This window comes from Stenotrophomonas sp. YJH_SMC_40 (genome assembly GCF_059368615.1).
In genome coordinates, this window is sequence record NZ_JCAFRX010000008.1 from 107,094 (window position 1) to 130,207 (window position 23,114).

A 23,114-nucleotide genomic window follows, 5' to 3' on the forward strand; every position below is an offset into this window, starting at 1 on the left:
GCTTGGCCACGCCCGAGTTTCATCGACATGTCTGTTGCCTCTGCTGAGACGGCCGGATCATCACGCTTTGGCGTGGTGCTGGCAGGGTGTCTGACGGCGCTCACCATTCCCTTGAGCATTGCCAGCCCCGCCGTGGGCATTCCCGCCATCCGGGACGCGCTGGGCGGTTCCCCTGCGGCGTTGTCCTGGATCATCAACGCCTATCTGTTGACCTACGGCTGCACCACGCTGGTGGCCGGTGGACTGGCCGATCTGCATGGCAGGCGCCGGATCTGGATTCTGGGCGGCGCGTTGTTTGCACTCGTCACCGGCCTGATTCCCTTGATGCCCGATGTGGTGTGGATCAATGTCCTGAGACTGCTTCAGGGGATGGCGGCGTCGGCAGCGTTTGCCGGCGCGATGGCGTCGCTGGCGCAAGTGTTCGACGGCCAGGCGCGGGCAAGGGTGTTCAGCCTGATCGGCACCACCTTTGGTGCAGGGGCCGCAGGCGGTCCGCTGCTGGCGGGCGGGTTGATCGATGCGCTGGGCTGGGAATGGGTGTTCTTCCTGCCTGCGTTGCTGGCGGCCCTGACCGTACCGCTGGTCGCCCTGTCATCCGCCGAATCGAGAAACGCCGGTTCGCCACGCTTGGATTGGCTGGGGGCCATCACCTTCATGCTGGCGCTGGGCTCACTCACCTACGCCATGATCGTGCTGCCGGAACGTGGCCTGCTGCATCCGCAGACGCTGGTACTGCTGGCGCTCTCGGTGGTGCTGCTGGGCGTGTTCATTGCCGTTGAGCGCTCCCATCGAACACCGCTGCTGGATCTCGGGCTGTTCCGCAACCGGCGTTTTGTTGGCGTGCAGATTCTGGCCGCTGCCCCTGCGTTCTCCTACGTCGTCCTTCTGGTTGTGCTGCCGGCTGGCTTCATCGGTGTTGAAGGACTGCGACCCACCGAGGCTGGACTGGCGATGGCAGCGCTGTCTGCACCCTTGCTGGTTGTTCCCCTGGTTGCCGGCTACCTGCTGCGCTGGATTCCGGCGCGGACGCTGTGCTGTGCGGGCCTGCTGATCGGTGCGCTTGGGCTGGCATGGCTGGCGCAGGTGTTCCAGTTCCCGTCGGTGCGCTGGATGCCGATGCTGGTCATCGGAATCGGCATCGGCCTTCCCTGGGGGATCATGGATGGCCTCGCGGTCAGCGTGGTCGGCAAGGAGCAGGCCGGCATGGCCGCTGGCATCTTCAATGCGATGCGACTGGCAGGCGATTCCATTGCCCTCGCGCTTGTCGGCATCATGCTCTCGGCCCGGATTGGCGGGAACATGATGCTGGAGGCCGGCGTCGTGGCCCGTGCCGCCGTGTACAGGCTGTCCATGGGCGACCTTGGCGGAGCGGTGGAGGCATTGCCCGGCGTTTCGAGAACGGCGCTTGCCCAGGCATACATGGAGGCCGTCCGTGGCCAGCTGTTTGTCCTGGCGATGGCGACCGTGCTGACCGCCATCGTGCTTGGGTACCTGTTGCGCGAAGAGGTCGAGCCTGGCCTGAGCAGGGGTAGTCAGTAGCGCGGGTCGGCGATGGCCGGCAGCACCAGTTCGCGCACGAAGCCGGACGGTGACAACTGCAGCAGCGCGCGCACCATCGCAACGACGTCGTGCACCGGCACCAGCTCGCCGTCGCCGCGCGCTGCGGCCTCTGCCACCGGAACCGACAGCGCATCGTCGGTGTTGAGGTAGCCCAGCTGCAGGCTGGTCACCGCCAGGCGGCGATCGCGGAAACCCTCGCGCAGTGCATCGGCGATGCCGTTGAGTGCGAACTTGGATGCACCGAACGCCACTTCCGGGCGGCCGCTGCGCGGCAGTGCCGAGGTCGAGCCGGTCAGCACCAGCTGCGGGCGTGGCGCACCCAGCACCCGCGGCAGCAGGCGCTGCAGCAGCACCAGGGTCGCGGTGATGTTGACGTCGACCAGCTGGGTGAGCGCGGCATCGCTCTCGTCGAGGAAGGCGTACTCGTCGCTGAAGGCGGTCTCTTCCCAGATGCCCAGGTTGTGGATCAGCACATCCAGATCGGCCGGTGCCTGCGCTGCGATGTGATTGGCAGCCAGGGTGGGTTGGGACAGATCGGCCTCGATCCACTGCAGGGTGACACCCTCGGGGCATTCAAGGTCGCGCGGACGGCTGCGCGAAACGCCGATGACGGTGTCGCCCGCACTGCACAGGCCTTCCACGAACGCCCGACCCAGGCCCCTGCTGGCGCCGATGACCATCAATTTCATGTTGCTTCCTTGTTGTACTGCGGCGGCCTCAGTCGGCCGCCAGAATGGTGTCCCAGTCGGCGAACGCGCGCAGGCCGCTGCGCTCGGCGGTAATGATCGAGGCGGTGTTGTCGAGCTGGCAACGGTACTGAGGCTGCAGCCCGGCCGCCTGCGCGGACACGGCCATGGCGTGTACCAGCTGGCGTGCGTGCCCGCGACCGCGGGCCTCGGGCAGGGTCAGCACGCCCATGTCGGCCAGGGCTGGATCCAGGCTCCACGGGTACATGCTTCCCGCGGCAACCAGCCGCTCGCCATCGAAGGCGCCGAACACCTGCCAGTGGTCCAGCTCGACCCAGGCGGCATCGAGATCCTCTTCGCTGGCGTTGGCCTGGAACACCTCGAACGCGGCTGCGTCGGCCGGGTCGAGACGGCGGATATGTAGTGGTGCAGGGCGCGCGGCCAGGGCCGCAAGTTCTGCGGCAGGGAAGTAGAAGACACGATCCGCACCATGCGTGCGCTGGCCGAGCTGCTGCAGGCGCTGTTGCAGCTGTGCCAGCGTCCAGTGCGGTTGCGCGTGCAGGTGCAGGCGAGCCGCCAGGGCAGGGCGCAACAGTGCGCGAGCGGGGCCCACGACCGGCTGCAGCAGCATGCCGTCCTCGCCCTCATCGAAATCATCGCTGCACGCCAACTGCAGCTGTGGATCGTCCCGCAGCGTGCGCTGCCCGGAGAACACGCCGCGCCAGGTCGCATCGATCAACGGGGCAAACACATCATCCATGACCGGTGTCTCGCTCAGTGCCGGGGCAGGTCCACCTGCAGGCCGGCGGCCTTCCATTCGGGGTAACCGGCGGCGAGCCGCTGCGCGGTCAGTCCGGCCTCGCGCAGCATCGCCACCGCATCGTTGGACAGCACGCAGTAGGGACCGCGGCAGTACGCGACAATGTGGACGGCACGCGGCAGTTCGTCCATCCGTGCACGCAGTTCCGTAACGGGAATGTTCAGCGCGCCTGGCAGGTGGCCCAGATCGAATTCCTCGCGCGGCCGCACATCCAGCAGCACCACGCTGCTGCGTTGTTCCAGCAGCTGCTCCACGGTCAGTCCTTCCAGCGCATCGCGGCGCTGCAGGCTGTCGTGGATCACGCCGTGCATTTCGCTGCGCTGGTGATCGGCATAGTCGCGCAGTGCGGCCAGCAGGTTGCCCAGCGGGCCATCACCGCTGCGATAGAGGATGCGCTTGCCGTCACGGCGGGTCTGTACCAGGCCGGCACGGCGCAGCTGCTGCAGATGCTGGGAGGTATTGGCCACCGACAGCCCGGTCAGTTCAGCCAGGCGTTCCACGGCGCGCTCGCCCTGGGCGATGTGCTCCAGCAGGGCCAGGCGATGGGCATGGCCGAGCGTGCGGGCGATCTCGGCCAAGGCCTCAAGCGGTGAGGGTGGTGGCTCTGTTGCAGCGTTCATGCGCGGCACGCTAGCATCGCTCTATCATTCAAGCAAATAATTGAAGGTGTGCGATATGTCTGGCCAGACGACATTCGTGATGGATGCGGTGGTAGTCGGCGTGGGAGCGACCGCAGTAATGGACCTGTGGGCGGTGGTGCAGCGGCGGCTGTTCGGCATTCCCTCGTTGGATTTTGCGATGGTCGGGCGTTGGCTGGGGCACCTGCCGCGCGGGCGCTTCCGCCACGACGGCATCGGTCGCGCGGCAGCGGTCGGTGGCGAGCGCGCGCTGGGCTGGACCGCGCATTACGTGATCGGGGTGGTCTTCGCCGCGTTGTTGCTGGCCGTGGCAGGAAGCGATTGGGCGCAGGCACCCACCCTGTGGCCGGCACTGGCCTTCGGCATCCTCAGCGTTGCCGCGCCGTTCTTCATCCTTCAGCCGGGCATGGGTGCCGGCATTGCCGCTTCGAAGACCCCGGCGCCGGGCAAGGCTCGCCTGCGCAGCCTGGTGGCGCACAGCGTGTTCGGCGTGGGCATGTACCTTTCCGCGCTGCTGTTGGCCGCGGTTCGTGCAGCATGAGCGAGAATCGGCGGGGTCACCGGCAACAGGAACACCCCGGCATGGAAGCACCCAATCCCTTGACTGATGGCCTGCCGCTGCCGCTACCGTGGGCATGGCAGGAAGCGTTGGCCGATGCGCGCGTCGAGCGGCAGTCGATCGGCGTGTCGCGCGCGGATGTAGCCCGTGTGCAGCGACCAGGCCAGCCCGATGCCTTCGTGAAGTCGGAAGTGATCGACGCCTTCAGTGAGCTCGGTGATGAGATCGCGCGCCTGCGCTGGCTGCAGGAACAGGGACAACCGGCACCAACGGTAATTGCCACCGCCGAAGAAGCGGGCCGGCGCTGGTTGCTGATGAGCGCGCTGCCCGGCCGCGACCTGGCTTCGTCGCCGGAACTCGCGCCGCAGCAGCTGGTGGAACTGCTGGCCGACGCGCTGCGCGGGCTGCATGCGTTGCCGCTGGCAGCCTGCCCGTTTGACCAGCGACTGCACTTGCGACTGCAAGCCGCGCAGGCACGGGTCGAGGCGGGGTTGGTGGATGCCGATGACTTCGATGACGAACGCCTGGGCCAGAGTCCGCAGCAGGTCTTCGCTGAACTGTGCAGTACCCGGCCCGATCATGAAGACCTGGTGGTCAGCCATGGCGATGCCTGCCTGCCGAACCTGATGGTGGTCGAGGGGCGTTTCAGCGGTTTCATCGACTGTGGGCGACTGGGTGTTGCCGACCGCTACCAGGACCTGGCGCTGGCCGCGCGCAGCCTGGTCCACAACTTCGGCGACACGCGTTGGGTGGCGCCGTTGTTCCAGCGCTACGGCGCGGTGGCCGACGAGCGCCGGCTCGCGTTCTACCGGCTGCTCGACGAGTTCTTCTGAGCCCGCGCGTGGCTGGCGATGGCCGCGCAGATCAGGCCACCCACCACGCTCAGGTGCTCCAGCGCGAAGAACAGGGCCAGCTGCTGTTCCGCGCCGTGCTTGGTCCAGAAGGTATGCACGACGACGATGGTCAGCAGCATGAACACTGCCAGCACGCCGCTGCCCAGCCAGAGCAGGCGATCAAGCAGCAGGCACAGTGCGCCGCCCAGCAGCACCACCGCGCTGGCGAGGTTGAACAGCACAGGCGGCTGCAGCCCGGCGGCCTGCATTTCGGCCACGCTGTTGTCCCACGCCAGCAGCTTGGCCAGGCCCGAGGACAGGAACACCACGGCCAGCAGCAGCCGGGCGAGGAACCACAGCACGCGGCTGTCGAGCAGGGTGGCGATCATCCGTGGCATGCAGGAACTCCGGGTTGAGCGTTGGGCGGGCCGGGCAGCATCGGGCCTCAACAGCGGTTGAGGTCAAGGCTGGCTGAACGAAGCCCGATGGTGGTCGGGTTGTCGCCTTTTAATTGGACGAACGTTCGTTCACTATTCGCGCATGAGCCGAGCCGACCGCAACGAGCAACGCATCGCGCAGATCCTGCAGGCCGCCCTGCAGTGCTTCCTCGCGAAGGGATTCCACCAGACCAGCATGCGTGACATCGCGCAGGCGGCCGGTGTCAGCCTGGGCAATCTCTACAACCACTTCCCGGGCAAGGAAGCGATCATCCTTGCCGTGGCGGTGGCTGAGAGCGAAGAGCTGGCACCGTTGCTGCAGCGACTGGCCGCGTCCGAAGGCGAGCGCGCACAGGTGCTGGCTTTCCTTCGGGACTTCCACGCACTGTGCCGGCAGCCGGAATGGGCGACGCTCGCCGTCGAAGTGCTGGCCGAGAGCGCACGCAATCCGGCCGTAGCCGAGGCATTTGCGGCCAATCGCAGGCAGTTGCAGGCGGTCCTGGCCGAAGCCCTGCAGCAGGTGGCACAGCGCGAACGCCGGCGTCCCGTGCTGGCCCCGGCAGTGCAGGCGCAGGTGCTGCTGGATGCCATTGAAAGCGATGCACTGCGTCGGGGGCTGGGCGAAGCCGGTGGCGGCGATGAGGCTTCGCTGGATCTTGGCCTGCTCGCGCTGCTGCTCGGGGCGCGCGCATGAGTGCCGTTGACCGGCGATTGCACGGCCTTGATCTGGCGCGCTACCTGGCCTTGGCCGGCATGGTGCTGGTCAACTTCCGCCTGGCGATGGCCGTGCCGGCAGAGGGCGCCGGATGGTTGGCAGGCTTCTTCCACTTTCTGGAAGGCAAGGCTTCGGCGACGTTCGTTACGCTGGCTGGCTTGGGCCTGGTGTTGGCCACGCAGCGGCAAGGGGGGTGGCCGGCCAGCGTGCAGACCTGGAGGCGCGCGCTGTTCCTGATGGTGCTGGGCCTGCTCAACCTGACCCTGTTCCCGGCCGACATCCTGCACTACTACGCGGTGTATTTCGCGCTGGCGGTGCTTTGGCTGCGTGCCTCGCCGCGCGTGCTGCTGGCCAGCATCGTGGCCATTGCCGCCTGTTCGTTCTGGGCGCTGCTGCACTGGAACTACAGCGAAGGCTGGAACTGGCAGACGCTGGAATATGCCGGCCTGTGGCAATGGCCGGGCGCGGCCCGCAACCTGCTGTTCAATGGCTTCCACCCGTTGATGCCGTGGCTGTGCTTCTTCCTGCTGGGGATGCTGCTGGCACGGCTTCAGTTGTCGCAGCCGCGGGTACAGCATGCATTGCTGGTGCTGGGGCTGCTGTTGATCGGGGCTGGACATGGCGTGCAGCAGCTTGCGCAGGGAACGCCCTGGCAGGTGTGGCTGGGAACGCAGCCGATGCCGCCGGGACCGGCTTATGTGCTTACGGGTGCGGGTGCGGCCTGCAGTGTCATCGCCGCCTGCCTGTGGCTGGCGCGTGTGCGACCGGGTGACTGGTTGGAGCCGTTCACAGCGGCCGGACGCATGACCCTGACCCTGTATGTGGGCCACATCCTGCTGGGCATGGGCACGCTGGAAAGCCTGGGCCTGCTCGATGGCAGCGCGTCGCTCGCATCGGTGCTGCTGTGGGCGCTGCTGTTCCTGATGCTGGCGACGGGCGCGGCCTGGCTATGGTCGTGGCAGTTCGCACGCGGCCCGCTGGAGACGGTGATGCGGCGCATCGCAGGCTAGTTCCCTGGTCGTACTGAAGCGATGTTGTGACGGACATGTCTGTGCCGCGGCGAACGCATCTGCGATAGTGGTGGCAGGTAACACTTTCTGCTTGCATCCATGTCATTCGCTTCGGCGCAGCATCTCGGCGAAGTCCTGCAACAATCCTATGGCATCACCCCCACCGCCGTGGTGCCACGCCCGGTGGGCGCCGACGCCAATGCCAGCGTGTATCGCGTCGATGCGCGGCACGGGCAGTGGTGGTTGAAATGCCGTACCTACCAGGTCGCCCCAGCGGTGTGGGACAGCCTGCATTGGATGCGCGGCACGCTGGGTATCGATGAGATCGTCGCGCCGTGGCCGGCGTTGACCGGTGGTGCGTCTGTGCAGCGCTGGGGATTGCAGTTCACCCTGTTCCCGTATGTGGAAGGTCAGTCCGGGTTCGAGGCGGCGTTGAGCCGCACGCAGTGGAAACGGCTGGGGGAGGTGCTGCGGCGCCTGCATGGCGCGCAGTTGCCAGCGGAACTGCAGCAGGCACTGCCGATCGTACGGCTGGAAACCGCGGCGCTGGAGACCGTCGGGCAATGGTTGGCCGGCGAGGGCCTGGCGGCCGCGAAGGACGGGCTGGGTCGCGCATTCGTTTCGGTATGGGACCAGCAGCATGCGCGCATCGCGGCGCTGCATGCGCAGGCACGGGAGCTGCTCGCGGCGTTGCAGGACGCGCCGGTAGACCTGCATCTGTGCCACACCGATCTGCATGCTGGCAACCTGCTGATGGGCAATGACGGGGGCCTGCACCTGATCGATTGGGATGGTCTGTCGCTGGCCCCGCGCGAGCGTGACCTGATGTTCATCGGTGCCGCTGTTGGCGGGCGCTGGGGTCGCGAGAATCCACTGGGGTTCGAGGAGGGCTACGGCAGCGACCGCGGTGATCCGCGCTGGATCGCCTGGTACCGGCACTGGCGCATTCTGCAGGACCTGATCGAGTTCCAGCAGGTGCTGCTGGGCAGTGACGGAGAGGACCGATCGCCGCAGCTGCGCCGGCAGTCACTGCACTACCTGGGGGAGCAGTTCGCACCGGGCAATGTGTTCGATGCGGCGGAGCGGGTATATCGCGCGCTGGATCAGCTTCCAGGCCGTTGCCAGGATCTCCCCGGGTAGAGTCGACTGTTAGTCGACTATCGCGCGCAGCGCGGTTTCTGCCCGCTCCGAACGAAAAGCAGTCGACTAACAGTCGACTCTACCCATGGCCTGTCCATGCACGACCCGTGGCTTGCCTGTGCAGGCCCCATGGCTTGTCCATGCAGATGGCTTTCATTCGGCGGGCTTGGCCGCTGCCGAGGCCGCCGCGCTTGCGGCGCGGCGCGACAACACGGCTTCGCGGTGGGCGATGTAGGCGTTGGCGGCGAGGATGATGCCGGCACCGATGAGCGTCCAGCGATCCACGCTTTCGTTGAACAGCAGCCAGCCGCATAGCGTTACCAGCGGCAGCTGCAGGAAGCTGATCGGGGTCAGCGCCGAGACTTCACCGAGCCGCAACGCCCGCGTCCACAGCAGCTGACCGACGGTGCCCAGCACGCCGGTGGCCAGCAGCCACAGCCACGCCATGCCGGAGGGCCAGACCCAGACGAATAGTGCCGGGACCAGCGACAGCGGCACCCAGAACACGTAGGTGTAGAGCACCACGGTGTCAGCGCTGTCGACACGGGTCAGCTGCTTGATCTGGATCGCCACCAATGAGCTGAGCACGGCGGCTGCCACCGCTACCAGGCTGCCGGCGGTGAAGCCGGCGGTACCGGGGCGCACGATCACCAGCACACCGATGAATCCAACCACCACCGCGGCCCAGCGGCGTACACGCACGGTCTCGCCCAGCCACAGCACGGCGGCGATGGTGACGAACAACGGCGTGGAGTACGAGAGGGAAACCGCCTGCGCCAGTGGCAGATGGCCCAGTGCCCAGAATGCGCACAGCATCGAACCCAGGCCAATCGCACTGCGCACGAAATAACGCGGCAGCTGCTGCGTCTTCAGTGGTGCATGGCCGGGGCGCAGCAGCATCGGCAGCAACGCGAGCAGGCCAAAGGCATTGCGAAAGAACGCCACTTCCTGGGTTGGTACGTACCGGGTGGCGTAGCGGATGGCGACGGCCATCAGGCCGAATGCCATCGTGCTGCCGAGCATCAGCAGCGCCGCCCGCATCGGGGTGGCGCTGGGGGAGAGGGCGGGGGTGTTCACCACTGTGCGCCGAGCAGGCGGGGCTCCGGTTCGATCGGCACGCCGAACTTTTCCAGCACCGAGGCCGAGATGCGTCGCGCCAGCGCCAGCAGCTCAGCACCGGTGGCGTTGCCGTGGTTGACCAGCACCAGCGCGTGGCTCGGCGCAACGCCGGCATCGCCTTCGCGGAAGCCCTTCCAGCCGCAGGACTCGATCATCCATGCCGCCGAGACCTTGCGCTTGTCGTCCTGTTCGGCCGGGAACACCGGCAGCTCGGGGAAGTGCTGCAGCAGCACGTCTACCTGTTCCAGTGGCAGCACCGGGTTCTTGAAGAAGCTGCCGGCGTTGCCCAGCACATCCGGATCGGGCAGCTTGCGGCGGCGGATCGCGATCACCGCATTGGCCACGTCCACGGCACTGGGCAGCCCCACGCCCTGTGCCTGCAGTTCCTCGCGGATGCCGGCATAGTCCATGCGCAGGTCGTGCAGCAGCGGCAACTTCAGCTCGATGGCGGTGATCAGGTAGCGATCGGGCTGCTGCTTGAACACGCTGTCGCGGTAGGCGAAGCCACACTGTTCGTTGTCCAGCCGCACCCAGGCCTGCTCCTGGCAGTCCCAGGCTTCAACGGCCTGGATGAACTCGCCGACCTGCGCGCCATAGGCACCGATGTTCTGGATCGGCGCGGCACCGGCCGTTCCGGGAATCAACGCCAGGTTCTCCAGGCCGGACAGGCCTTCCTGCAGCGACCACATCACCAGGCCATGCCAGGGCACGCCGGCCCCGGCGCGGATCACTGCGTGGTCAGCGCGGTGTTCCAGGAAACTGATGTCACGGTTGCCGAACACCAGCACGGTGCCCGGCAGGTCTTCGGCGATCAGTACGTTGCTGCCGGCACCCAGTACCAACAGGGGACCGCTGGCCACTTCGGGCAATGCCAGCACTTCCGGCAGCAGTGCGGCATCGTGCAGTTCCAGCAGCTGCGCGGCGCTGGCCTGCACGTGGAAGGTGTTCAGCGCCTGCAGCGGCGCATTGCGGGTGAGCGTCCAGCGCAGCGGGGCGTTGCCGTCGACGGTATCCATGGGCGCGCTCACAGTGGGGCCACCGCGCCGCGGCTCGGCGCTTCGCGGCGGCGACGGATCGCCTCCACGCATTCGGAGACCAACGCCGGGCCACGGAAGATCAAGCCGCTGTAGCACTGCACCAGCGCCGCGCCTGCGGCCATCTTGGCCACCGCATCGGCACCGGACAGGATGCCTCCGACACCCACCAGCGGTACCGATTCGGGCAGGCGCGAGCGCAGGCGGCGCAGCACCAGGGTGGACTGCTCCAGCACCGGCGCACCGGACAGGCCGCCGGCCTCGTTGGCCAGCGGATCGCCGGCCACCTTGCTGTGGTCGATGGTGGTGTTGGTGGCGATCACGCCGTCCACCTGCAGTTCGCCCAGCACGCGCGCGGCGGCATCGATGTCGCGGTCACTCAGGTCCGGTGCCACCTTCACCAGCATCGGGACCCGGCGGCCATGCTGCGCGGCCAGTGCTTCCTGGCGGTCGCGCAACTGGCTGACCAGCTGGCGCAGCGCGGTTTCCTCCTGCAGTTCACGCAGGCCGGCAGTGTTGGGCGAGGAGATGTTGACGGTGATGTAGTCGGCCAGCGGATACACCTTGTCCAGGCAGGCAATGTAATCGTCCACCGCCTGTTCGTTGGGGGTGTCCTTGTTTTTGCCGATGTTGATGCCGAGCAGGCCGCGACGGTTGCGCGCGCGTTCGACGTTGCGCACCAGCGCGTCCACGCCCGCATTGTTGAAGCCCATGCGGTTGATGATCGCATTGTGCGCCGGCAGCCGGAACAGGCGCGGCTGCGGGTTGCCGGCCTGCGGACGCGGGGTGATGGTGCCGATTTCGACGAAGCCGAAACCCAGCGCGAACAATGCATCGATGTGCTCGCCATTCTTGTCCAGGCCGGCGGCCAGGCCGACCGGATTGGGGAAGGTCAGCCCGAACACGGTGCTCGGCATCGGCGCGATGCGTGCGGCCAGCAGCGGCGTGGTGCCGGTGCGATAGGCCAGGTCCAGTGCGGACAGGCCGAGGCCGTGGGCGCGCTCGGCGTCGAGCGAGAACAGGAAGGGGCGGGCAAGCGAATACATGCGTCGGTTCAGTCCAGCGTGCCGAGGAAGGCTCGGGTTCGATATTCAAAAGCGACCTGGCCGTCGACCGCGTGGGCGGCGAACAGGTCCTGCAAGGCGTCGATCATCGGCGCGTGGCGAGGATGACCGGATTGGGGTGCGTAGGAGGAGGACAGCAGGCGCCCGCGCAGGGCATCGAAGTCCAGATGCTGTACGTTCGGCAGCTCTACCATGCCGCGCAGGCCGGGGCCGAACCAGGCCTGCATGGTGGCATCGTCCTGGTAGCGCTCGGCCACGGCGGTGTAGTCGGTGCCGTAGTCCAGCAGCAGCTGTTCGTAGCCGATCAGGAACGGGCTGGCATCGAGCAGACGCGAATTCCAGTAGATCAGTGCCAGGCCACCTGGACGCAGGATGCGCTGCCACTCGGCGCGCACCGCCACGGTGTCGAACCAGTGGAAGGCCTGCGCCACGCTGACCAGATCGACGCTGGCATCGTCCAGGCCGGTGGCCTCGGCGCGACCATCGACGGCGGAGAAACGCGGGTACTGGGGTGCCAGCCAGTGTTCGGCGGCGGCACGCATGGCGGCATTCGGCTCGACCGCCACCAGTGGATGATCGCTGGCCAGAAACTGACGGCTGGAGATGCCGGTTCCCGCGCCGATGTCGGCCACCAGCGCCTGGTGGCTGACGCCCATCGGGCCGTGCAGCCAGTCCAGCAGCGCGGGCGGGTAATCGGGCCGGTAGCGGACGTAGGCGGCGACGCGGCTGCTGAAGCGTTCAGTGCTGTCGGAGGTGGTCATGGCGTCAGTTCGACACCGCGGCCAGCCACGCCAGGCCACCGAAGAACAGGATGAAGACCAGAATGGCGGCAAGCACGGCGCCGACCATCACCCAGCCCAGCACAAGGCCGGTGACGGCCAGGCCATCGCCTTCCAGTTCATGCGGGCGGCGGCGGATCTCGGCGCGGGCCATGTGGCCGGTGATGATGGCCACGATGCTGGCCACGAAGGGCAGGACGGTCCAGCTGGCGATGCCCATGACCAGGCTGACCACGGCCAGGGCGCTTGTCTGTCGGGGTGCCACGCTCATCGGGGTCCTCCTTGGCAGTGTGCACATGATAGTGCCTCTGCCCAAGCAATCCCATGCCCGGCGGATGCGATGGCAGGCGTGGACCCTGGTGGGCGAACGAGGTGCTAGCCCTGGTAGGCGCCGACCTTGGTCGACAAAGGGTATTTCAGCAGGGCAGGCGTCGACCTTGGTCGACGAAAGGCATGCCAACCAAGGTTGGCAGCTACCGGAGTGCCGGTATCAGCCCATCAACACCTGGCCGCCATCCACGTTGAGCACGCTGCCGGTGACCCAGCGCGCCAGCGGCGAGCACAGGAACAGGGCGGCGTCGGCAATTTCGCGCGGATGGCCGAAGCGGCCGAACGGGATCTTCGCCAGGGTGCCGTGGTACAGCGCCGGATCTTCGGTGCGACGGCGATCCCACAGGCCGTCATCGAATTCAATCGAACCGGGGGCGATGGCGTTGACCCGGATCCGGTCCTTGGCCAGCGCCAATGCCTGCGACGTGGTGTAGTGCGACAGCGCGGCCTTTGCGGCGGCGTAGGGCGCGCCACCGGGGCGTGGCTGCTGTGCGGCAATCGAGGACAGGTTGAGGATGCAGGCATCGCTGGATGCGCGCAGCCACGGCAGTGCCAGGCGCGAGGCCCGTACCGCCGCCATCAGGTCGATCTGCAGGCTGGCGGCCCAGCCATCCTCGTCGTCGGCCATGCCGTAGCCGGTAGCGTTGTTGATCAGCACATCGATGCCGCCGAGTGCACCGGTTGCGGCCTGCAGCCAGACCTGGATCTGGCCGGCATCGGCCAGATCGGCGGAGACGGTATGCAGCGGGGTGCCCTGTGCCTGCGCATCGGCGCGCAGGGCATCCAGTCCGGCCTGGCCGCGGGCGCAGACCGAGACCTGCGCACCGGCGCCGGCGAATGCCAGCGCCATTTCACGACCGATGCCCTTGCTGCCGCCAGCGATCAGCACGCGGCGACCGGTGAAATCGAGGGTCGGAGCCCCATTGGGGATCCGGCCCTGGGCAGGGGTCAGATCCCCGGAGGGGCTCTGACCCGCAGCCATGGCAGAAACGTCTGCCATCACAGATCGAACTTGATGCCCTGGGCCAGCGGCAGCGAGTCCGAATAGTTGATGGTGTTGGTCTGGCGGCGCATGTAGACCTTCCACGCATCCGAACCGGACTCGCGGCCACCGCCGGTGTCCTTTTCGCCACCGAAGGCGCCACCGATCTCCGCACCGGACGTGCCGATGTTGATGTTGGCGATGCCGCAGTCGCTGCCAGCGGCCGACAGGAACTTCTCGGCAGTCTTCAGGTTCTGGGTGAAGATCGAGGACGACAGGCCCTGCGGCACGCCATTCTGCATGTCGATGGCTTCATCGAGGGTGTCGTACGGCATCACGTACAGGATCGGCGCGAAGGTCTCGTGCTGGACCACGGCATCGCTGTTCTTCAGGCCGGAGACAATCGCCGGCAGCACGAAGTTGCCGGCGCGGTCGATGCGGGTGCCGCCGGTTTCGATGGTGCCGCCGGCAGCCTTGGCCTGGGCGATGGCATCGAGGAACTGCTGCACGGCGCCGTCGCTGTTCAGCGGGCCCATCAGGTTGGCCGCATCGGTCGGGTCGCCGATCTTGCCTTCGACCTGCTTGTAGGCCTTGACCAGAGTGGCCAGCACGTCGGCGTAGATCGAGCGGTGCACGATCAGGCGGCGGGTGGTGGTGCAGCGCTGGCCGGCGGTGCCGACAGCGCCGAACACGATGCCCGGCACGGCCAGCTTCAGGTCGGCGGTTTCGTCCAGGATGATGGCGTTGTTGCCACCCAGTTCCAGCAGACAGCGGCCGAGGCGGCGCGCGACCTTCTCGTTGACGGTGCGGCCGACCTGGGTCGAGCCGGTGAAGCTGATCAGCGGCACGCGGCGGTCATCGACCATCTTTTCCGACAGCGCGGTGCCGGCATCGTTGATCAGGAAGAAGATGTCCGGGAAGCCGGCTTCGCGCAGGGCGTCGTTGCAGATCTTCAGCGAGGCGATGGCGGTCAGCGGCGTCTTGTTGGACGGCTTCCAGATGCACACATCGCCACAGATGGCGGCCAGGAACGAGTTCCAGCTCCACACCGCGACCGGGAAGTTGAAGGCGGAGATGATGCCGACCAGGCCCAGCGGGTGGTACTGCTCGTACATGCGGTGGCCGGGGCGCTCGGAATGCATGGTGTAGCCGTACAGCATGCGGCTCTGGCCCACGGCGAAATCGGCGATGTCGATCATCTCCTGCACTTCGCCGTCGCCTTCCGGCTTGCTCTTGCCCATTTCCAAGGCGACCAGCGAGCCAAGCGCATCCTTGTGCTTGCGCAGCGCTTCACCGCACAGGCGCACGGCTTCACCGCGGCGCGGGGCCGGCGTGGTGCGCCAGACCTTGAAGGCTTCCTGGGCGCGGGCGACGACGGTCTCGTACTCGGCCTCGGTGGTCGCGCGGACCTGCGCGATCGGCTCGCCGGTGGTCGGGTTGACCGGGGTGATCAGCTCACCGCTGGTCGCGCTCGACCACTCCCCGTTGCCCAGGTACGTGCCAGCGTTGATCGCGTCCAGGCCAAGGGACTTGAGCAGCTCGGAAGACATGCAGACTCCTGTGTTTCGTTACGTTGTTTGGTGCCATCGCGGGCAGGTGGGGGGCGCGATGAACTGAATCGCCGATGGTAGCAGAGCGGCCTGTCCGGCCATGGTGCAACGCGCCAGCGCCGCCGTGTGGAGCACGAATGCTTGGAGCGCAGGGTGTGTTGCCTGTAAACTTCCCGGCTGCATGGCCCCGTAGCTCAGCTGGATAGAGCGTCCCCCTCCTAAGGGGAAGGTCGCCCGTTCGAATCGGGCCGGGGTCACCACAATCAATAACTTAGGCGGACTCAGTGGTGAGCATTTCCCACTGTTTCCCGCATATCCACAGGATTTGGTCCCAGTAGTCCCAGCGCTCCTGCTCAGTACCTGAGCTTCGCCACCGCGCCATCGTCGCCCTCAGGCGTCAGATGGGCGTAGAACTTCTCGGTCGTGGCGTAATCGGCATGGCCGGCCAGAATCTGCACCCTTCGCAATGGCACTCCGGCCATGACCGCAGCTGGGCGCGCGCTGCGCTCGGGACGGTTGAGCCGGCGCCATGCGGCGATGGGCTTGTCTGGGTCGGCATGCTTGCTGGTCGACCTGCAGGCGCACTCGACTCGGTGGCCACCGCCGGCGGAGGCGCACGGCGCAGTTCGGCAACCCCCTCCGGGTGGCTGATATGTTCCTGGGTCATGGCTTGGTGCACTCCTCCATGTGGTCATGGAGCTTTTCCAGGAGGTAGGCCGCTTGCGCGGCGTCAATGGTGCCGCCAAGGTCGATGACGGAGGCAACTGGAAGTATGCGGAGATGGTGATCAATGCCGAGGCTCCGATGGTTGCATTCATCAGCGACCTTTACCCATTCTTCCCGCAGTTTCAGGAGATCGGCGCAAACCAGTTCAGGCTGACGCTGTGGACGAACACGCCCGCGCGTCTGCAGGGCTGGGCCTACGTGTTCGATCGCCCCGCCAACGAGGATGCGCAGTATCTGGCATTGTGGGATGCGAACGGCCGTCTGACTTATGCGCTGGGCGCAAAGCCCATGCGGATCATCGGTGTGGGCGGCGTCTTTCCCAATGGTGGTATGGGAGAGGGCAGGTTCCCTGACTTCACCGGCAAGACGGTCGCCGGGGTGATCTGCGCCCCTGCCACCAGCACTTTCCAGAACAGTTTCACCGTGATGGGAATCGGGGACGGGCAGGGCGTCAGTGGGAAACACGGCCTGTTCGGTAACGCCATCACCATTCCGAAGATCGGAACAGGCGGCTCGCCAAATCAGGCCGTGGTCGGGATCGTGATGGCCGTGGATGTGAAGAACTACTGACCGGTTGCAACGTGCCGAGATGCCGCTGGGGTTCGATTGAAGCGCGCCTATGCGACCTGCTGCAGCAGTCGCCGTTGTTCCGCGGCGTGTTCACCGCGCGGCTGACCCGGTAGGCCTGCAGTCGGTGGCCCGCTGTCCTTTGCTAGGAGGCTGTCAGCTGATTCAACGCGCTGAGTAGGAATGCGTCTTGTCCGTTTCCTGCAGCGAACGAGAGTCCCACCGGAAGATGATCTACGGACAGAAGAGGCGCTGAGACCTCAGGTAGCCTGGCGACACCCGAGAATGCTGTAATAGCCATGGTTCTATCGTAAAAATCCAGTACTGAGTCCAGAGTTGTCAGGCTGTTCTTCAGTGGTGCGGCAAAGGGTGTTGTCGGGAAGCAGATGAGCGTACCCGGCCTGAAGAAGGTGTTTATCTTGCGGTGCAGTAACTCCCTGAGCTCCCAGCTTTGGGCAAGAGACGTCCGATCAAAGCTCACTACATTCGCATAGGCCTGTGAAAAGCCGTATCCCATCTGCGGCTTGTGGTGGTCAATCCAAGTGCCGAGCGTGCTTTGAACTTCGGCTGTTTGGATATTACGTAGCGCGCGAAGGTTGCATGCTTCGAGTGGAAGGTCTTCATTGGTGATGTCACTGAAGCGAAGAACCTCAAGGCTGACGCCAGACGCGCGAGACAGTGTCTCCAGAGTGGCATATCCAGTAGCTCGCACATCTTCGTCAGCAATGTCCATTGCGTCTTCAAGCACGACAAGTCGTTGAACTGCTTGTTGGGGTTCAACGTGGGCAGGGGATATCGCCTGCATTGCCTTGATCAGCACATCAAGCCCGCTGGCGATGACCCCGACTGTACTGACGCTCGGCATGAAGGGGAGAACTCCTGCTTCGGACACTCGGTGAAGGGATGGCCGTATTCCCCATACACCACAGAAGCTTGCAGGAACCCGTATCGAGCCGCCTGAATCGGTGCCTAGCGAGAAATCGCAGGAGCCAGTCGCAACGGACGCGGCTGATCCGCTTGAAGAGCCGCCCGGAATTCGGTCCGGAGCTTTAGGGTTTAGCGGGGTTCCAAAGAACTGGTTCTGCCCCTCCAGGCTGTAGGTGAACTCATCTGCGACAACTTTGCCCACATATCGAGCACCGGCGGCGAGAGCTAGGTCCACACAGACTGCGTTGTGCAACGCAGCGGGGTGTTCACTTAGCCAATCTGGTGAGCCGTATGAGGAAACCAGGCCGGCTACGTCGATGTTGTCCTTCACAGAGAACGTCACGCCGCTAAGCATGCCCGCTAGAGTGGTTCTGATATCACCTTTGGAAAGAAAGGCGTTTGTATGTTCGCCAGATTCCATTTCTTGCTTCAACTTCATATGCAAATCGTGTAAGTGCGATGTCGGCCGTTGCCGCTTTGATTCGCTGGCCAGCTCCTGCTTTTTTTAGCCTAGACTGCCTCGCATGCCTTCTTGCACGGTTGCATCGATTAGACCTTGGAACATCTCCTGTTGACCGGTCGGAAGTACAGTCTGCAGCGTGGCGCGGCGCTTGTCGGCGTTGAACAGGGATTCGACTGCCCAGCCAACCAGGTACAGTGCTGCGAGGCAGCCTCCGGCCGTAGCAACCCGTCCATGGCAAACCAGGGGGCTGTCAATCGGCTCGACCCCCAGGGCTTCCAGGCTTCCGCGAGCGTCTGGGTGCGTCGTCGCACGTCGGGTTGGCAGCAGTCCAAGGCTCTCGAGAACGAAAGCTCCCGCGCAGATTGAACCGATGTACTGCTTGGACGGATCCAGCTTAAGGGAAGGCAAGAAGTTGGGGTCGCTAAGGGCGTCTGGAATGCCCTGCTTTCCGCTTGCAATCAATACCACGTCCGCTCGATTTGCTTCGCAAAGGGGGCCGTGAACCGTGATGAACAGACCATTGGAGGACCGAACTCTAGGGCTTGCGGCTAAGATTCGCACATTCCAGTCGTCTGTGTTCCTGCCCAAAATGTCCCACATTAAAAAAAGGTCGATATCGGTGAAGTTATCGAAAGTGATCAGCGCTATGGTCTTCAAAATTGCTTCCTGAAATTACTAATTGTCTTTTCGCCTTCGCCTTCGCCTTCGCCTTCGCCTTCAGCTTGAGCGAGGGGTCAGCTGCAGCCGCATAACGACTTCTTCGAATTCATCTTGCTCGACGACTTCGAACCCGAATCGTTTGAAGAATCTTTGCATTACGTCATGGCCGGGGACATGGCATACCGAGATGCTGGTGTACTCGTCAAGCTGAGCAATCTCTTCGATAGCAAGGGCAATTGCTATGGTGCCCATCCCTTCGCCTTGCCGCCCGATATCGATCATGAGCTGATCGATGAAAATTTCATTTGGATGGCCGTTCTCATGGTTCGGATAGTACTGAAGGAATCCGACCGGGCATTCATCCAAATAGATTGCTCGATTGACGTAGTGCTCAAAGAACTTTGAAGCGGCCAGTGCTTCTGAATTGAGCGCCACATACTGTTCTTGGTCTTTGGAGATCTCCAAATTGATGATATCGACCCAGTTGCTCTTTGTTACCTGCCTCAAACTAATGTTCATACTCACTAAGCACATTCCGCAGACTTCGGTCGTCCAACTTTGACTCCGGCTCGTCAAGTCGTATTGAACGAAATTGCTCGCGGCTGGAGGTAGCGGCGCGCACGGCCGACGCACGTGTCTGCGGTGCCTGCGGCCAGCAGGACCCTCACTACGCTGCCACAAGGGGTCATCGCGCTGGGCTCTTTCCGAACTGCTCAGCCACGCGACCAGCGCGTTCGCAGGATCTGCGACGCCCGGCCGTATGCTTCCGGCCATGCTTCCCTCGCACCGCTACCAAGGTTTCCGCACCGCCCCGATTCCCTTTGGCTGGGTCCAGACGGGTGAGCGCTGGGCGCTCTGATACAACGGCCGCGGGACGGCCGGCGTCGAACCCGATGGCGGCCTTGGGGTGCGCCTCTGGTTGGAGAGCTGCAAGTTCTGGGAAGTGAAGGAAATCCGCGCCGCCAATGTCAGGCAGGCGAAGCGCTACGCCGCGCGTTGGTGCGCCGCCAGACTGTATCCCGAGCTGCCTCTGCGTGAGGCCGTTGCCCGGCTGACCGACAGCACGCCGATCCAGGTGCCCCCGCCACTGCCCAGCCTGCCGCCGACCCGCGAGCAACGGCAACAGGCCTGGCGCCTGGCGGAGGCCGGGACAGTGGAGGTGGCGCGAATCAAGGAAGCGCTGGAGCCACGCCGACCGCAGAAGGAGACCAAGCCAAGGGCGAGAGATCCCATGAAGGCGTGGGTCGGGGCAGGTAGAGAGCAGCTGTTCCGAGATCGAATCTGATGCCCCGTTCAGGGGAGGCGGTCGACGTTGCTTGCCCGTCAGACTTGCCCTTTCACCAGAGAGAGCAACGATGAGCGCCAGCAATGGCAAGACCGCCAGCTTCGACACCATGGAAGCCCAGATGAGGCGCACCTACGAGAACGCGCAAGTGCTGCTGGCAGAGTTGGGTGGGTCGCTGGCTGACGTGGTCGAGGAAACGTTGTTCGTTATCGACGTTCCGACCGCGTTCGCGGCCAGCGGCAAGGTCCGGCCGGCCGTGTATGGTCAGCCGGTGCCGCAGGTTGCCAGTAACCTGATTGGGGTCCCGGCGCTGGCCTTCCCAGAGCAGCTGATCGAGATTGCCTTCCGGGCAGAAGTCCAGAGCTGAAGACAGGAGCGGATGGGGGCGTACGCGCCTCATCCGCCACGTCCGCGCCGGAGGCCGCGAGGGTGACCTGTCGATTCAGGCGAGAGAGCACTGGCGCTGTAGGGCGCAGCCCTCATGACGAAATGTGAGCCCCACCGCCATCACGACGGCAGGGCTCAGTCCTCAGAAGGGTGCTACTGAAAGAACAAGCCCCACTGCGCAGGCAATCCAAGACAGAGTAAGCAGGAACAGCGTCCGTGGCTTATTGGTGAACCATTCGGCATTCCGCACCCTCGCTCTATAGGAAACGATGAGCGCGATGAAGACGAGGGATGGAATGATGTACGGCCAGACAAGAGCGCCCTTGGCACCCCTTCCGATCGACAGTCCGGCCAGCATCCATACTGCAGAGCTCATCGTCAGGATCAAAAATGCCCGGATAAGAATGCCGTTTCCGTGGATCGGTCGCTCTGATCCACGTTCTATGGGGTTAGGGAGTTCACTTGGCATTGTGCACCTGAGGGAGTGTAGGAACAGCCGATTCGGAAACCAACATATACCGGTGGAGAGTTTGCGCCGATCCAACGGACACCCAGGTTGTCGAGGTGTCTTATCATCTCACCACCCGGGCCTGCCGCAAGTGGGCCCGTCGGATAAATGTACGTTTGGGAAGCTTGATCGGGGCTCGCAATATCCTTCTGCCCGTCAGGAATCACATTGCCTGCTGCGTCTCGCCCGGATCCGCGGATGTATCTGTACCCGTGATCTTGATAGGTGTATTGCACGAGAATGTAGCGTTCAACGCATTTCAGTTCCTTCCTGGAGTTGTAGATTGCGTGCAAGATAAGCGCAGCATGAACGTGCTGGTGTTTCACCTTATGCTCGCGAGCCTAGCGCGAGCTTTTGCCGATTTTGGCGGAAGAGCTCTTTGATCACGTAGCACGGGTGCTTGGGAAAGGTGAACATTCGCCAGTCCTGCCTCTCGGGCTCCGTGATGGGCAGTGATCACCAGCGTCTTATCCCACGGCAGTGGTCACAATGGCCAGTCAAGTGCGCAGAAGGGCCCAGACTGTCGAGCCTGTCATATTTGCCCGTATACCTGCGGGGTAGACTCGGTTGGCACGCATGAGGCGTGCACTACGCCAATACCGAGGACGATAGTCATGTTGAAGGGATTGAAACCTCTCACCGCTGCCGCCGTGTGCCTGCTCGGCCTGTCCGCCTTTGCCCAGAGCGCTGCTGCGGCACAATGGGTAGACAGCGGCCGCACCGCGTACGTAAAGACCAGTTTCTTCGGCAGTTTCGCCTACCACACCTGCGACTCCAGCGGTGCGCAGATCCAGGGGTACCCGGGTAGCTGCGGCAGCGATGCCGGCAGTGGCTGGACGTCCAACTACACGGCCTCCAGTGACCTTGCCAACAGTCAGCTCATGGCCTGCAACCACAATCCGTTCCAGCTCGGCTCGGCCTGCTACGGCCTGGCGTATGCGATCAATGGCCAAGCGTACGCTGGCGGGCTGCCTGCCGCCTGCAATCTCGGCGCGCGCGCGGTGGTCACCGCGTCCAGCATGGAAACCGTCGAGATCCAATACGAAGAGCTCGACGTGGACACCATCGAGTCGGCACGCGAGTACGTCTGCCGGTAAAGCGCCGACAGGTCGCCGCCGTCGAGTGCGGCGGCTTCCTGCATGGGACATCCGTCTCACGCACTGTTACCGCAGCCCAGTTCGCGCAAGCACGTCCGCTGCAAGCGCCTGATCATCAGCCTCCAACCCAGGCAGCGGCCGCGGCAGGTTGACGGGACCACACAGGCTTCCATATGCCCGCACAGTTGCAACCGGTTCAACCTCGGCATTATCCGCGTATCGCTGGCTGGCTCGATTCGGTTGCAGCGACGCAACGCTGGGCTGGCCCGGGCGTTGCGTTTCCTCTGCTGCCTGAGGCATTCGCACAGGCTCTTGAACTGGCCGAGCGCCCGGGTTGGGTGCTGTTGGACGGGGAGGGTGCGTGCATGGGGTTCGGCCAGTACTGGTTGACCGCGCCCGGCACTGCCCACCTGGGCCGCATCATTGTCTCGCCGCAGGCGCGTGGGCGCGGCCTGGGCCGGGTGCTGATGCAGTTGTTGTGTGCCGAGGCCCTGCGGTCGCCGGATGTGCAGCGCCTGAGCCTGCGTGTCTATCGTGACAACGTCGCGGCGGTCGCGCTCTACCGCGATTTCGGCTTCCAGCCGGTGGAAGATGCCTCGACGCCGGAATTGTTGTTCATGCAGCGCAGCGAGGGCTGAGCCGTGATCACGTGGGCAGCGGTACGGTCTGCTGCGCCTGCCATTCCCTGGCGGTGATGCGGCTGATGTGTTCGGTGCGGTAGTCGGCGAGGAAGCGGTTGAACTGGTTGACCTCGGCGTGGTGATGGCGGAAACCGCATTTGGACTGCGCGCTCATCGATTGCAGGTTGTCGGCGAAGTAGCCGCACGACAACGCATCCAGCTGCAGATCCAGGAAGGCATGCCGCATCACCTCACGTACGGCTTCGGGTACCAGGCCACGCCCCCAGTACGGTACGCCGATCCAGTAGGCGATCTCTCCCTCGCGCTCGCCCAAGCTGAAGTTGCTGTCTGCACCGATCAGGATGCCGACGCAACCGATGGCACGCCCGTTCTCGCGGCTCTGCAGGGCGTAGACCTCCGGTCGGTTGAACACGGTGCGGATGATGTCGGCACTCTCCTCTACGCTGGCATGCGGTGGCCAACCGGCGATGGGCCCCACGCGCGGGTCGCGGGCGTACTCGTACAGATCGGCGGCGTCACTGTCGCGCCAGGGGCGCAGGATCAAGCGTTGGGTGGCCAGTTGCATGGCGGGTCCGTCGGTGGAAAGAGAGCGCACAG

Annotated in this window: 26 protein-coding genes, 1 tRNA gene and 1 pseudogene; 12 read left to right on the plus strand and 16 right to left on the minus strand. The window is 64.8% G+C overall.

Features of this window, described 5'->3' with window-relative positions:
* The first annotated feature begins 27 nt into the window (after positions 1-27).
* The gene (locus AC5P6X_RS15975; protein ID WP_495215526.1) at positions 28-1,539 is read left to right on the plus strand and encodes an MFS transporter; all 1,512 of its coding nucleotides are present in this window, start codon (positions 28-30) and stop codon (positions 1,537-1,539) included.
* On the opposite strand, the gene AC5P6X_RS15980 is transcribed toward AC5P6X_RS15975, so the two are convergent.
* The 3 genes from AC5P6X_RS15980 to AC5P6X_RS15990 are packed head-to-tail and all read right to left on the minus strand — an operon-like array spanning position 1,533 to position 3,686.
* Positions 1,533-2,249: an SDR family NAD(P)-dependent oxidoreductase gene (locus AC5P6X_RS15980; RefSeq protein ID WP_005413133.1), complete on the minus strand. Its 717-nt coding sequence runs from the start codon at positions 2,247-2,249 to the stop codon at positions 1,533-1,535. The genes AC5P6X_RS15975 and AC5P6X_RS15980 overlap by 7 nt on opposite strands.
* A gap of 28 nt (positions 2,250-2,277) precedes the next feature.
* On the minus strand, positions 2,278-3,006 hold the full coding sequence (locus AC5P6X_RS15985) for a GNAT family N-acetyltransferase (RefSeq protein WP_099529525.1): 729 nt from the start codon (positions 3,004-3,006) through the stop codon (positions 2,278-2,280).
* Positions 3,007-3,020: 14 nt separating this feature from the next.
* Positions 3,021-3,686 carry an ArsR/SmtB family transcription factor gene (locus AC5P6X_RS15990; RefSeq protein ID WP_005409356.1) on the minus strand — a complete coding sequence of 222 codons (666 nt, stop codon included), beginning with the start codon at positions 3,684-3,686 and terminating at the stop codon, positions 3,021-3,023.
* A 55-nt stretch (positions 3,687-3,741) separates the two neighbouring features.
* On the opposite strand from AC5P6X_RS15990, the gene AC5P6X_RS15995 reads away from it, so the two are divergent.
* Positions 3,742-4,245 (plus strand): DUF2938 domain-containing protein, encoded by a 504-nt coding sequence (locus tag AC5P6X_RS15995; RefSeq protein WP_329756765.1) that lies wholly within the window; start codon positions 3,742-3,744, stop codon positions 4,243-4,245.
* A gap of 41 nt (positions 4,246-4,286) precedes the next feature.
* Positions 4,287-5,096 carry an APH(3')-II family aminoglycoside O-phosphotransferase gene (locus AC5P6X_RS16000; RefSeq protein WP_329756767.1) on the plus strand — a complete coding sequence of 270 codons (810 nt, stop codon included), beginning with the start codon at positions 4,287-4,289 and terminating at the stop codon, positions 5,094-5,096.
* Here the strand turns inward: AC5P6X_RS16000 and AC5P6X_RS16005 are convergent.
* Positions 5,069-5,494, minus strand: a complete 426-nt coding sequence (locus AC5P6X_RS16005; RefSeq protein ID WP_108270052.1) for a DoxX family protein — start codon at positions 5,492-5,494, stop codon at positions 5,069-5,071. The two genes, AC5P6X_RS16000 and AC5P6X_RS16005, sit on opposite strands and share 28 nt — an antisense overlap.
* A 142-nt stretch (positions 5,495-5,636) precedes the next feature.
* On the opposite strand from AC5P6X_RS16005, the gene AC5P6X_RS16010 reads away from it, so the two are divergent.
* The 3 genes from AC5P6X_RS16010 (at position 5,637) to AC5P6X_RS16020 (ending at position 8,398) form a co-directional block, all read left to right on the plus strand.
* Positions 5,637-6,227, plus strand: coding sequence for a TetR/AcrR family transcriptional regulator (locus AC5P6X_RS16010; protein ID WP_108270051.1), 591 nt, complete (start codon positions 5,637-5,639; stop codon positions 6,225-6,227).
* Positions 6,224-7,258, plus strand: a complete 1,035-nt coding sequence (locus AC5P6X_RS16015) for a DUF418 domain-containing protein (protein WP_108270050.1) — start codon at positions 6,224-6,226, stop codon at positions 7,256-7,258. The genes AC5P6X_RS16010 and AC5P6X_RS16015 overlap by 4 nt, the downstream gene beginning before the upstream one ends.
* Positions 7,259-7,357: 99 nt before the next feature.
* Positions 7,358-8,398 (plus strand): aminoglycoside phosphotransferase family protein, encoded by a 1,041-nt coding sequence (locus tag AC5P6X_RS16020; protein ID WP_164222142.1) that lies wholly within the window; start codon positions 7,358-7,360, stop codon positions 8,396-8,398.
* 153 nt (positions 8,399-8,551) lie between these two features.
* Here AC5P6X_RS16020 and AC5P6X_RS16025 read toward each other — a convergent pair whose 3' ends face one another.
* From AC5P6X_RS16025 to amaB, 7 genes are all read right to left on the minus strand, one after another.
* On the minus strand, positions 8,552-9,439 hold the full coding sequence (locus AC5P6X_RS16025) for a DMT family transporter (protein ID WP_164222172.1): 888 nt from the start codon (positions 9,437-9,439) through the stop codon (positions 8,552-8,554).
* A gap of 32 nt (positions 9,440-9,471) precedes the next feature.
* Positions 9,472-10,533: a UDP-N-acetylmuramate dehydrogenase gene (gene murB / locus AC5P6X_RS16030; protein WP_329756769.1), complete on the minus strand. Its 1,062-nt coding sequence runs from the start codon at positions 10,531-10,533 to the stop codon at positions 9,472-9,474.
* 8 nt (positions 10,534-10,541) lie between these two features.
* A complete protein-coding gene (locus tag AC5P6X_RS16035; protein ID WP_164222138.1) occupies positions 10,542-11,597 on the minus strand; it encodes a quinone-dependent dihydroorotate dehydrogenase in 1,056 nt (351 codons plus the stop codon).
* 8 nt (positions 11,598-11,605) lie between these two features.
* On the minus strand, positions 11,606-12,376 hold the full coding sequence (locus tag AC5P6X_RS16040; RefSeq protein WP_164255506.1) for a class I SAM-dependent methyltransferase: 771 nt from the start codon (positions 12,374-12,376) through the stop codon (positions 11,606-11,608).
* 4 nt (positions 12,377-12,380) lie between these two features.
* The gene (locus AC5P6X_RS16045; protein WP_005413144.1) at positions 12,381-12,665 is read right to left on the minus strand and encodes a DUF4190 domain-containing protein; all 285 of its coding nucleotides are present in this window, start codon (positions 12,663-12,665) and stop codon (positions 12,381-12,383) included.
* A 219-nt stretch (positions 12,666-12,884) separates the two neighbouring features.
* A complete protein-coding gene (locus AC5P6X_RS16050; protein WP_329756771.1) occupies positions 12,885-13,724 on the minus strand; it encodes an SDR family NAD(P)-dependent oxidoreductase in 840 nt (279 codons plus the stop codon).
* Positions 13,724-15,256, minus strand: a complete 1,533-nt coding sequence (gene amaB / locus AC5P6X_RS16055) for an L-piperidine-6-carboxylate dehydrogenase (RefSeq protein ID WP_005413146.1) — start codon at positions 15,254-15,256, stop codon at positions 13,724-13,726. Before amaB ends, AC5P6X_RS16050 begins: the two co-directional genes overlap by 1 nt.
* A 183-nt stretch (positions 15,257-15,439) precedes the next feature.
* Between amaB and AC5P6X_RS16060 the strand changes: the two genes are divergently transcribed.
* Positions 15,440-15,516: transfer RNA gene (locus AC5P6X_RS16060), tRNA-Arg, on the plus strand.
* Between the two features lie 93 nt (positions 15,517-15,609).
* Here the strand turns inward: AC5P6X_RS16060 and AC5P6X_RS16065 are convergent.
* A pseudogene (locus tag AC5P6X_RS16065) lies at positions 15,610-15,923 on the minus strand (hypothetical protein).
* Positions 15,924-15,976: 53 nt separating this feature from the next.
* On the opposite strand from AC5P6X_RS16065, the gene AC5P6X_RS16070 reads away from it, so the two are divergent.
* Positions 15,977-16,552, plus strand: a complete 576-nt coding sequence (locus AC5P6X_RS16070; RefSeq protein ID WP_237827220.1) for a hypothetical protein — start codon at positions 15,977-15,979, stop codon at positions 16,550-16,552.
* A gap of 142 nt (positions 16,553-16,694) precedes the next feature.
* Here the strand turns inward: AC5P6X_RS16070 and AC5P6X_RS16075 are convergent, their stop codons facing one another.
* From AC5P6X_RS16075 to AC5P6X_RS16085, 3 genes are all read right to left on the minus strand, one after another.
* On the minus strand, positions 16,695-17,915 hold the full coding sequence (locus tag AC5P6X_RS16075; protein WP_197592046.1) for an amidase family protein: 1,221 nt from the start codon (positions 17,913-17,915) through the stop codon (positions 16,695-16,697).
* Positions 17,916-17,981: 66 nt separating this feature from the next.
* Positions 17,982-18,596, minus strand: coding sequence for a DJ-1/PfpI family protein (locus tag AC5P6X_RS16080; RefSeq protein WP_088436191.1), 615 nt, complete (start codon positions 18,594-18,596; stop codon positions 17,982-17,984).
* A 60-nt stretch (positions 18,597-18,656) separates the two neighbouring features.
* A complete protein-coding gene (locus AC5P6X_RS16085; protein WP_049449698.1) occupies positions 18,657-19,118 on the minus strand; it encodes a GNAT family N-acetyltransferase in 462 nt (153 codons plus the stop codon).
* 388 nt (positions 19,119-19,506) lie between these two features.
* On the opposite strand from AC5P6X_RS16085, the gene AC5P6X_RS16090 reads away from it, so the two are divergent.
* From AC5P6X_RS16090 to AC5P6X_RS16105, 4 genes are all read left to right on the plus strand, one after another.
* Entirely contained in the window at positions 19,507-19,884 is a 378-nt protein-coding gene (locus tag AC5P6X_RS16090) for a hypothetical protein (RefSeq protein ID WP_308304453.1), read from the plus strand.
* A 70-nt stretch (positions 19,885-19,954) separates the two neighbouring features.
* Positions 19,955-20,251: a Rid family hydrolase gene (locus tag AC5P6X_RS16095; RefSeq protein ID WP_239503561.1), complete on the plus strand. Its 297-nt coding sequence runs from the start codon at positions 19,955-19,957 to the stop codon at positions 20,249-20,251.
* Positions 20,252-21,393: 1,142 nt separating this feature from the next.
* Entirely contained in the window at positions 21,394-21,876 is a 483-nt protein-coding gene (locus AC5P6X_RS16100) for a hypothetical protein (protein WP_005409399.1), read from the plus strand.
* A 173-nt stretch (positions 21,877-22,049) separates the two neighbouring features.
* A complete protein-coding gene (locus tag AC5P6X_RS16105; protein ID WP_088436192.1) occupies positions 22,050-22,514 on the plus strand; it encodes a GNAT family N-acetyltransferase in 465 nt (154 codons plus the stop codon).
* A gap of 7 nt (positions 22,515-22,521) precedes the next feature.
* Here AC5P6X_RS16105 and AC5P6X_RS16110 read toward each other — a convergent pair whose 3' ends face one another.
* Positions 22,522-23,082, minus strand: a complete 561-nt coding sequence (locus AC5P6X_RS16110) for a GNAT family N-acetyltransferase (protein WP_164222132.1) — start codon at positions 23,080-23,082, stop codon at positions 22,522-22,524.
* Between the last annotated feature and the right edge of the window lie 32 nt (positions 23,083-23,114).